The organism is Streptomyces sp. NBC_00306, from assembly GCF_036169555.1.
Classification (GTDB): Bacteria; Actinomycetota; Actinomycetes; order Streptomycetales; family Streptomycetaceae; genus Streptomyces; species Streptomyces achmelvichensis.
This window is the reverse complement of the sequence record NZ_CP108032.1, coordinates 4,813,632-4,824,757: the sequence shown is the minus strand read 5'-3', so window position 1 is coordinate 4,824,757 and position 11,126 is coordinate 4,813,632. Positions and strand designations below refer to the sequence as shown.

The 11,126-nt window shown below is 67.6% G+C and carries 6 protein-coding genes; 1 reads left to right on the top strand and 5 read right to left on the bottom strand.

All coding sequences use genetic code 11. The features are described from left to right. Positions 1–200: 200 nt before the first annotated feature. The gene (locus OHA05_RS21525; RefSeq protein WP_328861472.1) at positions 201–2,384 is read left to right on the top strand and encodes a PIG-L family deacetylase; all 2,184 of its coding nucleotides are present in this window, start codon (positions 201–203) and stop codon (positions 2,382–2,384) included. A gap of 101 nt (positions 2,385–2,485) precedes the next feature. On the opposite strand, the gene tuf is transcribed toward OHA05_RS21525, so the two are convergent. The 5 genes from tuf to OHA05_RS21500 form a co-directional block, all read right to left on the bottom strand. Continuing rightward, complete coding sequence (gene tuf / locus OHA05_RS21520) at positions 2,486–3,679, bottom strand: elongation factor Tu (RefSeq protein WP_313944693.1); 1,194 nt, start codon at positions 3,677–3,679, stop codon at positions 2,486–2,488. A 161-nt stretch (positions 3,680–3,840) separates the two neighbouring features. Next, positions 3,841–5,967: an elongation factor G gene (gene fusA / locus OHA05_RS21515; RefSeq protein WP_313944694.1), complete on the bottom strand. Its 2,127-nt coding sequence runs from the start codon at positions 5,965–5,967 to the stop codon at positions 3,841–3,843. A 38-nt stretch (positions 5,968–6,005) separates the two neighbouring features. Then, positions 6,006–6,476, bottom strand: coding sequence for a 30S ribosomal protein S7 (gene rpsG, locus OHA05_RS21510; RefSeq protein WP_147987673.1), 471 nt, complete (start codon positions 6,474–6,476; stop codon positions 6,006–6,008). A gap of 2 nt (positions 6,477–6,478) precedes the next feature. Continuing rightward, positions 6,479–6,850: a 30S ribosomal protein S12 gene (rpsL, locus tag OHA05_RS21505; protein ID WP_003948652.1), complete on the bottom strand. Its 372-nt coding sequence runs from the start codon at positions 6,848–6,850 to the stop codon at positions 6,479–6,481. Between the two features lie 331 nt (positions 6,851–7,181). After that, complete coding sequence (locus OHA05_RS21500) at positions 7,182–11,096, bottom strand: DNA-directed RNA polymerase subunit beta' (protein ID WP_313944695.1); 3,915 nt, start codon at positions 11,094–11,096, stop codon at positions 7,182–7,184. Positions 11,097–11,126 lie beyond the last annotated feature (30 nt).

Sequence of the window (11,126 nt, the reverse complement as noted above, 5' to 3'; positions counted from 1 at the left end):
GGGGCCATGACCCGTTCGCTGCGGGGGAAGCGGACGGAGCACGACACGTGAACGACAGACCTGCCCATGCCCCGACGCGCCCTGCGCGTATACCGGGCGCGCGCACGGCAGCCGGCGAGCGCCGGGACCTACCGGGTGCGCGAAAGGCCGGTCCCGCACCGGCCACCGATGCCCGGCACCCCGCGTCGGCAGAGGGGCCCATGAGCCCCCGGGCCTCCGTGGCGGCCTCCGTGGCGGACGAGCCCGCGGGCCCCGGGCCCTCGCAGGGCACCGAGCGCACCCGGCCCGCCGCGACAGGCGATCGGGCACAGGGCGCCGGCCGCACCCGGCCCCGCCGCCGCAGCGTCGTCGCCGCCGCCACCGCACTCCTCGGCGCCGGCGTCCTCTCCTCGTGCTCCGTCCCCGCCTCCCGGCGGTCCACCCGCACCGCAGACCCGGCCCCCGGACTGGCGATAGCCGGCACCCGCCGCGCCCAGCTGATGCAGATACTCGCCCACCCCGACGACGACCTGTACTTCATGAACCCGGACACCCAGCGGATGCTCGACGCCGGAGTGCCCCTCGTCTGCGTGTACGTCTCCGCCGGCGAGCACGACGGCCGCAACCACATACCCGGCGCTGCGGACGTCCCCGCCGACCGGCCGGCCTACTCCTCCGCCCGCCACCAGGGCCTGCGGCAGGCCTACGCCACACTCCTCGGACTCGACAGGTTCACCGACTGGACCAAGGGCATCGCCTCCCTGCGCGGTGACCGGCTCGCCGAGATCAACACCCTCACCAACGGCAACCGCCGGGTCGAGCTGATCTTCCTCAATCTGCCGATGCACACCACCCGCCGCTGGATGGCGCTCCCCAGCCTGTGGCACGACCGGGCGCTCGGGCTCCAGACCGTCGTGGCCGAGGACTCCCCGCTGCGCAAGGCCGTCGCGTACGACTACGACAGCCTCGTCGACGTCCTCGTCGGGCTGATGGAGCAGTACCGGCCGACCGTCGTCCAGACGCTCGATCCCGACCCGGACATCCAGCACAGCGACGAGGCCACCCGGAAGAAGGACAGCGAGCAGCGCGGCTACTCCGACCACGCCGACCACACCGCCGTCGCCTGCTTCAGCTGGGCCGCGATGGTGCGCTGGGTGGCCGACGCGACGGCGGACGGCGGACAGGTACCCGGGTTCGTGGCCACCGCCTTCCGCGGCTACTACAACCGGCACTGGCCCAAGAACCTCCCCGCCCCGGTCGTCCAGCGGAAGGCCGCGCATCTCGTCCCGTACGGCGGCGACCCCACCTGGGACTGCGGCAACGCGTCCGGCTGCGGCGACTACAACGTGGGCGGCATGCGGCCGCTGACCAACAAGAAGGGCTGGGTCCGCTCCACCCACCACCGCTACCCCGGCGCGCGTCCCGTGGTCGCCGCGGACCCCGACGGGCGCCTCGCGGCCTACGGAGTGCTCGGGCTGCGGGCGGTGCGCTGGCGCGAGACCCGGCCCGGCAGCGGCCAGTGGGGCGCACCGGACGATCTGGGCGGAGGACCGCTCGCCCCCGCGCTCGGCTCGGCGGCGCTCCTCGACGGCCGGCAGCTCGTCTTCGGGCTGCGGTTCGCCTCCCTCGGCGGCCACGGCGGGCCGAACCGCCGCGAGGTGGTCCTGCTCGAACAGCGCGCCCCGGGCGGGGAGTTCCTCGCCTGGGACGGTCTCGGCAACCCCGAGCGGGACGAGGACCGCGGTCGCCGCATCGGCGTCCCGGTCGCGGTCACCGCCCCGGACGGCCGGGTGCATCTCTTCGTACGCAACGCGGACAAGGGCCTCAGCACACGGGTTCGGAGCACCGACGGGCGCTGGGACCGCTGGCGGGACCTGGGCGGCGAGGAGGTCCAGGACGGGCTGTCCGCGGTCGTCGACAGCTCGGGCCGCGTCCACGTGTTCGCGGCGGGCCGCGAGCGTGTGCACCACTGGGCGCAGGACGTCCTCGGCGAGGAGGTGGCCTTCCGTGCGGACGACGGCGCCGACCTGCCCACGCCGGGCGACGCGATCGCCGCGCTGCCGGCCTCCGGCGGCGGCATCGAGCTCTACTACCGCAGGCCGACCGCGGCGCCGGTGACGGCGGTCCGCGCCGGCGGGGCCCCTGCGCGCGCCAAGACCCTGCGGTTCGAGGGCCACGGCCCCGTGAGCGCGGCCGCCGCGCCCGGCGGCCCGGTGCTGCTGGGCACCGACCTGCGCGGCCGGGTCCAACTCCACACACCCCGGGGCATACTGACGCGCACTCAGGGAACCCAGCCGCTCCCGGGTCCGACGCTGACGGTGACCCGCTCCGGCACCACGGCCGTCGGCCTGGGCGCGGACGCGCACCCCTGGCTCTGGTACCCGCAGGCCGGCACGGCCGGCTGACCGGCGGCACTTGCCGACAACGCGAAGAGGCCCCGCACCGAAAGGTGCGGGGCCTCCTGCTTGGTGCTCGAAAAGGAGCTACCAGGTCAGACCGACAAGATTTACTTGTTGATCTTGGTGACCTGGCCGGCGCCCACGGTCCGGCCACCCTCACGGATGGCGAACTTCAGGCCCTCCTCCATGGCGACGGGCTGGATCAGCTCGACCGTCATGACGGTGTTGTCGCCCGGCATGACCATCTCGGTGCCCTCGGGGAGGGTCACGACGCCGGTCACGTCCGTGGTACGGAAGTAGAACTGCGGGCGGTAGTTGTTGAAGAAGGGGGTGTGACGGCCACCCTCGTCCTTCGACAGGATGTAGGCCTGGGCCTCGAAGCTCGTGTGCGGCGTGACCGAACCCGGCTTGATGATGACCTGGCCGCGCTCGACGTCCTCGCGCTTGATGCCACGGAGGAGCAGACCGACGTTCTCACCGGCCTGGCCCTCGTCGAGCAGCTTGCGGAACATCTCGATGCCGGTGACCGTGGTGGTGGTCTTCTCGGTCTTGATACCGACGATGTCGACGGTCTCGTTGACCTTGAGGACACCACGCTCGATACGACCGGTGACGACGGTGCCACGACCGGTGATCGTGAAGACGTCCTCGATCGGCATCAGGAACGGCTTGTCGACGTCGCGCTCGGGCTGCGGGATCGACTCGTCGACGGCGGCCATCAGGTTCAGGACCGACTGGCCCCACTCCTTGTCGCCCTCGAGCGCCTTGAGCGCCGAGACACGGACGACCGGAAGGTCGTCGCCCGGGAACTCGTACTCGGAGAGGAGCTCACGGACCTCGAGCTCGACGAGCTCCATGATCTCCTCGTCGTCCACCATGTCGGCCTTGTTCAGGGCGACGACGATGTACGGAACGCCGACCTGGCGGGCCAGGAGCACGTGCTCCTTGGTCTGCGGCATCGGGCCGTCGGTGGCGGCAACCACGAGGATCGCGCCGTCCATCTGCGCGGCACCCGTGATCATGTTCTTGATGTAGTCCGCGTGACCCGGGCAGTCGACGTGCGCGTAGTGACGCGACTCCGTCTGGTACTCGACGTGCGCGATGGAGATGGTGATACCGCGCTGGCGCTCCTCAGGAGCCTTGTCGATCTGGTCGAAGGCCGAGGCCTCGTTCAGGTCCGGGTACGCGTCATGCAGCACCTTGGTAATGGCGGCCGTGAGGGTCGTCTTACCGTGGTCGATGTGACCGATGGTGCCGATGTTGACGTGCGGCTTAGTCCGCTCGAACTTCGCCTTCGCCACTGGGTCCTCCTGTGGAGTGGTTCTGTACGCCTTGCTTCATCGGCGCCAGGTGATCTTTGCTGGAATGCCGGGGCCCGGGGCATTCCCGCCGATTACTTGCGTAACGGCCGGAATGCCCCAGCAGGCTCCGGTGACAAGCCTAAAGCGTGAACTCGGAAGAGTTACTCGCCCTTGGCCTTCGCGATGATCTCCTCGGCGACGTTCCGCGGAACCTCGGCGTAGGAGTCGAACTGCATCGAGTAGCTTGCGCGACCCGAGGTCTTGCTGCGGAGGTCTCCGACGTAGCCGAACATCTCCGAGAGGGGCACGAGGCCCTTCACGACGCGAGCGCCGCTGCGCTCCTCCATGGCCTGGATCTGGCCACGGCGGGAGTTGAGGTCGCCGATGACATCACCCATGTAGTCCTCGGGCGTGGTGACCTCGACGGCCATCATCGGCTCGAGCAGCACGGGGGACGCCTTGCGGGCACCCTCCTTGAACGCCTGCGAACCGGCGATCTTGAACGCCAGCTCGGAGGAGTCGACCTCGTGGTAGCCACCGTCGAGAAGGGTGACGCGGACGCCCACCATCTCGTAGCCGGCCAGGATGCCGAACTGCATGGCTTCCTGCGCACCGGCGTCGACCGACGGAATGTACTCACGGGGGATGCGGCCACCCGTGACCTTGTTCACGAACTCGTAGGTCGCGTCGCCGCCCTCGATGGGCTCCAGCGCGATCTGCACCTTCGCGAACTGACCGGTACCACCGGTCTGCTTCTTGTGCGTGTAGTCGATACGCTCGACGGCCTTGCGGATCGTCTCGCGGTACGCGACCTGCGGCTTGCCGACGTTCGCCTCGACGCGGAACTCGCGCCGCATGCGGTCGACGAGCACCTCGAGGTGAAGCTCACCCATACCACCGATGATGGTCTGGCCGGTCTCCTCGTCCGAGTGCACCTGGAAGGAGGGGTCCTCCTCCGCGAGACGCTGGATGGCGACACCCAGCTTCTCCTGGTCACCCTTGGACTTGGGCTCGATCGCGACCTGAATGACCGGCGCCGGGAAGTCCATGGACTCCAGGATCACCGGGTTCTTGTCGTCGCACAGCGTCTCACCGGTGGTGGTCTGCTTCAGGCCCATGACGGCGACGATGTCGCCGGCACCCACCGACTCGATCTCCTCACGCTTGTTCGCGTGCATGCGGTAGATCTTGCCGATGCGCTCCTTCTTGCCCTTGGTGGGGTTCAGCACCGCGGTGCCGGACTCCAGGCGACCCGAGTAGACCCGGATGAAGGTGAGCTTGCCCAGGTGCGGGTCGCTCGCGATCTTGAAGGCCAGGGCGGCCAGCGGCTCGTCGTCGGACGGACGGCGCGTGATGACCTGCTCCGCGTCCTTGACGTCGTGGCCGTCAATGCCTTCGACGTCGAGGGGCGAGGGGAGGTAGCGCACCACCGCGTCGAGCAGGGGCTGAACGCCCTTGTTCTTGAACGCGGTACCGCAGAAGACGGGGGTGACGGTGGTGCCGCCGCCCTTGCCGGACGCGATGGTGATACGACGGATCGCCTGGTAGAGCTGCTCCTCGGTGGGCTCCTGGCCCTCGAGGTAGAGCTCCATCATCTCGTCGTCGTTCTCCGACACGGCTTCGAGCAGCTTGCCGCGCCACTCGTCGGCCGCCTCGGTGTGCGTGGCCGGGATGTCGACGACGTCGTACATCTCGCCCTTGGTGGCCTCTGCGGACCAGACAAGAGCCTTCATACGAACGAGGTCGATGACGCCCTTGAAGTCTGCCTCGGCACCGATCGGCAGCTGCATCACGATCGGGGTCGCGCCGAGGCGGTCCACGATCATGTCGACGCAGCGGTGGAACTCCGCGCCGGTGCGGTCGAGCTTGTTGACGAAGCAGATACGCGGCACGCCGTAGCGGTCCGCCTGACGCCAGACGGTCTCGGACTGCGGCTCAACACCGGCGACACCGTCGAACACGGTGACGGCACCGTCGAGGACGCGGAGCGAACGCTCCACCTCGACCGTGAAGTCCACGTGGCCCGGGGTGTCGATGATGTTGATGGTGTGATCGACGTCCTCGAGCGGCCAGTGACAGGTCGTCGCGGCGGACGTGATCGTGATGCCGCGCTCCTGCTCCTGCTCCATCCAGTCCATCGTGGCAGCGCCGTCGTGGACCTCACCGATCTTGTAGCTCACACCGGTGTAAAACAGGATGCGCTCGGTGGTCGTCGTCTTGCCCGCGTCGATGTGGGCCATGATCCCGATGTTGCGGACCTTGGCCAGGTCAAGCGAAGTGGTGGCCATAAGGCTCAATCTTCTCTCGGTCTCGATGTGGGTAGCGACTACCAGCGGTAGTGCGCGAAGGCCTTGTTGGACTCGGCCATCTTGTGCGTGTCCTCACGCTTCTTGACCGAAGCGCCGAGGCCGTTGGAGGCGTCGAGCAGTTCGTTCATGAGGCGCTCGGTCATGGTCTTCTCGCGACGGGCGCGGGAGTAACCGACGACCCAGCGCAGCGCGAGGGTGGCGGCGCGACCGGGCTTGACCTCGATCGGCACCTGGTAGGTGGCGCCACCGACACGGCGGGACTTGACCTCGAGAGACGGCTTGACGTTCTCGAGGGCGCGCTTCAGCGTGATGACCGGGTCAGCGCCGGTCTTCTCGCGGAGGCCTTCCATGGCGCCGTAGACGATCCGCTCGGCAGTGGAACGCTTGCCGTTGAGCAGGATCTTGTTGATCAGCGACGTGACAAGAGGAGAACCGTAGACCGGGTCGATGATGACCGGGCGCTTCGGGGCGGGGCCCTTACGAGGCATTCTTACTTCTCCTTCTTGGCGCCGTAGCGGCTGCGGGCCTGCTTGCGGTTCTTGACACCCTGGGTGTCCAGGGAACCGCGGATGATCTTGTAGCGAACACCCGGCAGGTCCTTCACACGGCCACCACGCACGAGCACGATGGAGTGCTCCTGCAGGTTGTGTCCCTCACCCGGAATGTAGGCCGTGACCTCGATGCCGGAGGTCAGACGCACACGCGCGACCTTCCGCAGGGCCGAGTTCGGCTTCTTCGGGGTGGTCGTGAACACACGCGTGCAGACGCCGCGGCGCTGAGGGGAACCCTCGAGTGCGGGCGTCTTGTTCTTCTCGACCTTGTCCTGCCGGCCCTTACGGACCAGCTGCTGGATCGTAGGCACTACTTCTCCGGTTTCTGTGTGCCGTGTAGTGAAACTAACCTGGAACATCTCCGACCCACGCGGTCGGGTGTGTCGAATACTGCAGACCTTCGCCGCCAGGCGAAAAGAGCGCAGATTACGGTGGCCTCGTTCTCAGGCTCGCCGTGCGGCTGAAGACACGCACACGAGCCCAGGCACACCCCAGGCACAAGGTCAGAGCGTACCTACCGCATCGGCTCCGGTCAAAACAACTGCCCACGCGCAGGACACACGAGCCTGCAACATATGACACAGGGCGGCCATCCCGCGAGGGATGGCCGCCCTGTGGACGTCCTGAGGGACGTACTACTGCTTACTGGTTGTACGGACCGTAGTCGTAGTCCTCCAGCGGAACGGCCTGGCCGGAGCCGGTGCCGAACGGCGAGTAGTCGATGTCGTCGTAGCCGACGGCCGAGTACATCGCGGCCTTGGCCTCCTCGGTGGGCTCCACCCGGATGTTGCGGTAGCGGGACAGACCCGTACCGGCCGGGATGAGCTTACCGATGATGACGTTCTCCTTGAGGCCGATCAGGGAGTCCGACTTGGCGTTGATCGCCGCGTCGGTCAGAACCCTGGTCGTCTCCTGGAAGGACGCCGCCGACAGCCACGACTCGGTCGCGAGCGAGGCCTTGGTGATACCCATCAGCTGCGGACGGCCGGAGGCGGGGTGACCGCCCTCGGTGACCACACGACGGTTCTCGGTCTCGAACTTCGACCGCTCGACGAGCTCGCCCGGAAGCAGCTCGGCGTCGCCGGACTCGATGATCGTCACTCGGCGGAGCATCTGCCGGATGATGATCTCGATGTGCTTGTCGTGGATCGACACACCCTGCGAGTTGTAGACCTTCTGGACCTCGCCGACCAGGTGGACCTGGACCGCGCGCTGACCGAGGATCCGCAGCACGTCGTGCGGGTTGGTGGCACCCACGGTGAGCTTCTGGCCCACCTCGACGTGGTCGCCCTCGCCCACCAGGAGACGGGCACGCTTCGAGATCGGGAACGGCGTCTCGTCGCTGCCGTCGTCCGGGGTGACGACGAGCTTCTTGGTCTTCTCGGTCTCCTCGATACGGACGCGGCCGGCCGCCTCCGAGATCGGGGCGACACCCTTGGGCGTACGAGCCTCGAAGAGCTCGACGACACGGGGCAGACCCTGGGTGATGTCGTCACCGGCCACACCACCGGTGTGGAAGGTACGCATCGTCAGCTGGGTACCGGGCTCACCGATGGACTGGGCGGCGATGATGCCGACCGCCTCACCGATGTCGACCAGCTTGCCGGTGGCCAGCGAGCGTCCGTAGCAGAAGGCACAGGTGCCGACCGCGGACTCACAGGTCAGGACCGAGCGGGTCTTGACCTCCTCGACACCGGCGCCCACCAGGGCGTCGATGAGCACGTCACCCAGGTCGACGTTGGCCGGCGCGATGACCTTGCCGTCGACGACGACGTCCTCGGCGAGCATCCGCGCGTACACGGAGGTCTCGACGTCCTCGGTCTTGCGCAGGGAGCCGTCGGCACCCCGCTCGGCGATCTTCAGCTTGAGGCCACGGTCGGTGCCGCAGTCCTCCTCGCGAATGATCACGTCCTGCGAGACGTCCACCAGACGACGGGTCAGGTAACCCGAGTCGGCGGTACGCAGGGCGGTGTCCGCCAGACCCTTACGGGCACCGTGCGTGGAGATGAAGTACTCCAGCACGGACAGGCCCTCACGGAACGACGCCTTGATGGGACGCGGAATCGTCTCGTTCTTGGCGTTGGACACCAGACCACGCATACCGGCGATCTGACGCATCTGCATCATGTTTCCGCGAGCACCCGAGTTCACCATCATGAAGATGGGGTTGGTCTTCGGGAAGTTCGCGTTCATCGCCTCGGCAACCTCGTTGGTCGCCTTGGTCCAGATGGTGATGAGCTCCTGCGTGCGCTCCTGCTTGGTGATCAGACCGCGCTCGTACTGCTTCTGGACCTTCTCGTCCTGCTCCTCGTAGCCCCGGACGATCGCCTTCTTGGCCTCGGGGACCACGACGTCGGAGATGGCCACGGTGACACCGGAACGGGTCGCCCAGAAGAAGCCCGCGGACTTCAGGTTGTCGAGCGTCGCCGCCACGATGACCTTGGGGTAGCGCTCGGCGAGGTCGTTCACGATCTCGGAGAGCTGCTTCTTGCCCACCGAGTAGTCGACGAACGGGTAGTCCTCGGGCAGCAGCTCGTTGAAGAGCGCGCGGCCCAGCGTCGTGCGCAGCCGGAAGCTGTCGCCCTGCTGGTACACACGCTCGCCGACGCCGTCCTCGCCCTCCTCGACGGCCGGGGGGGTCCAGCCGCGCGGCGGGATGGTGCCCACCGGGAAGCGGATGTCGACCTTCGCCTGGAGCGAGAGCTCCTTGGCGTCGAACGCCATGATCGCCTCGGCGGTGGAGCCGAAGGACCGGCCCTCGCCCTTGACCTCGCGCTCCTCCTCGTCCGTGGTGAGGAAGAAGAGGCCGAGCACCATGTCCTGGGTGGGCATGGTGACCGGACGGCCGTCGGCCGGCTTGAGGATGTTGTTGGAGGACAGCATCAGGATGCGGGCCTCGGCCTGCGCCTCCGCGGAGAGCGGCAGGTGCACGGCCATCTGGTCACCGTCGAAGTCCGCGTTGAACGCGGTGCAGACGAGCGGGTGGATCTGGATGGCCTTGCCCTCGACCAGCTGCGGCTCGAAGGCCTGGATGCCGAGGCGGTGCAGGGTCGGCGCACGGTTCAGCAGCACCGGGTGTTCGGCGATGACCTCTTCGAGGACGTCGTACACGACGGTGCGGCCACGCTCGACCATGCGCTTGGCCGACTTGATGTTCTGCGCGTGGTTCAGGTCCACCAGGCGCTTCATCACGAACGGCTTGAAGAGCTCCAGCGCCATGGCCTTGGGCAGACCGCACTGGTGCAGCTTCAGCTGCGGGCCGACGACGATGACGGAACGCGCCGAGTAGTCGACTCGCTTGCCGAGCAGGTTCTGACGGAAACGACCCTGCTTGCCCTTCAGCATGTCGCTGAGGGACTTCAGCGGGCGGTTACCGGGACCGGTGACCGGGCGACCACGGCGGCCGTTGTCGAACAGCGCGTCGACGGCCTCCTGCAGCATCCGCTTCTCGTTGTTCACGATGATCTCGGGGGCACCGAGGTCAAGGAGACGCTTGAGGCGGTTGTTGCGGTTGATCACACGGCGGTACAGGTCGTTCAGGTCGGAGGTCGCGAAACGGCCACCGTCCAGCTGCACCATCGGACGCAGGTCCGGCGGGATGACCGGCACGCAGTCCAGCACCATGCCCTTGGGGCTGTTGCTGGTCTGCAGGAACGCGGAGACGACCTTGAGGCGCTTGAGCGCACGGGTCTTCTTCTGGCCCTTGCCGGTACGGATGATCTCGCGGAGGCGCTCGGCCTCCTCGTCGAGGTCGAAGGACTCCAGGCGCTTCTGCAGCGCCGCGGCACCCATCGAGCCGTCGAAGTACGTGCCGAAGCGGTCACGCAGCTCGCGGTAGAGCAGCTCGTCACCCTCCAGGTCCTGGACCTTGAGGTTCTTGAAGCGGCTCCACACCTCGTCGAGGCGGTCGATCTCGCGCTGCGCACGGTCGCGCAGCTGCTTCATCTCACGCTCGGCGCCCTCGCGCACCTTGCGGCGCACATCGGCCTTCGCGCCCTCTGCCTCGAGCTCGGCCAGGTCGGTCTCGAGCTTCTTGGCACGGGCCTCGAGGTCGGAGTCGCGGCGGTTCTCGACCTGCTGGCGCTCGACGGAGACGTGGGCCTCCAGCGAGGGCAGGTCGCGCGTACGGCGCTCCTCGTCCACGAACGTGATCATGTACGCGGCGAAGTAGATGACCTTCTCGAGGTCCTTCGGCGCCAGGTCCAGCAGGTAGCCCAGGCGCGACGGAACACCCTTGAAGTACCAGATGTGGGTGACGGGTGCGGCCAGTTCGATGTGGCCCATCCGCTCACGGCGCACCTTGGCACGCGTGACCTCGACGCCACAGCGCTCACAGATGATGCCCTTGAAGCGGACACGCTTGTACTTGCCGCAGTAGCACTCCCAGTCCCGGGTCGGACCGAAGATCTTCTCGCAGAAGAGTCCGTCCTTTTCGGGCTTGAGCGTGCGGTAGTTGATGGTCTCCGGCTTCTTGACCTCGCCGTGCGACCAGGTTCGGATGTCGTCCGCGGTGGCAAGGCCGATCCGCAGCTCGTCGAAGAAGTTGACGTCGAGCACTGTGCGTCAATCCCTCTTTCGGGGTCGAGT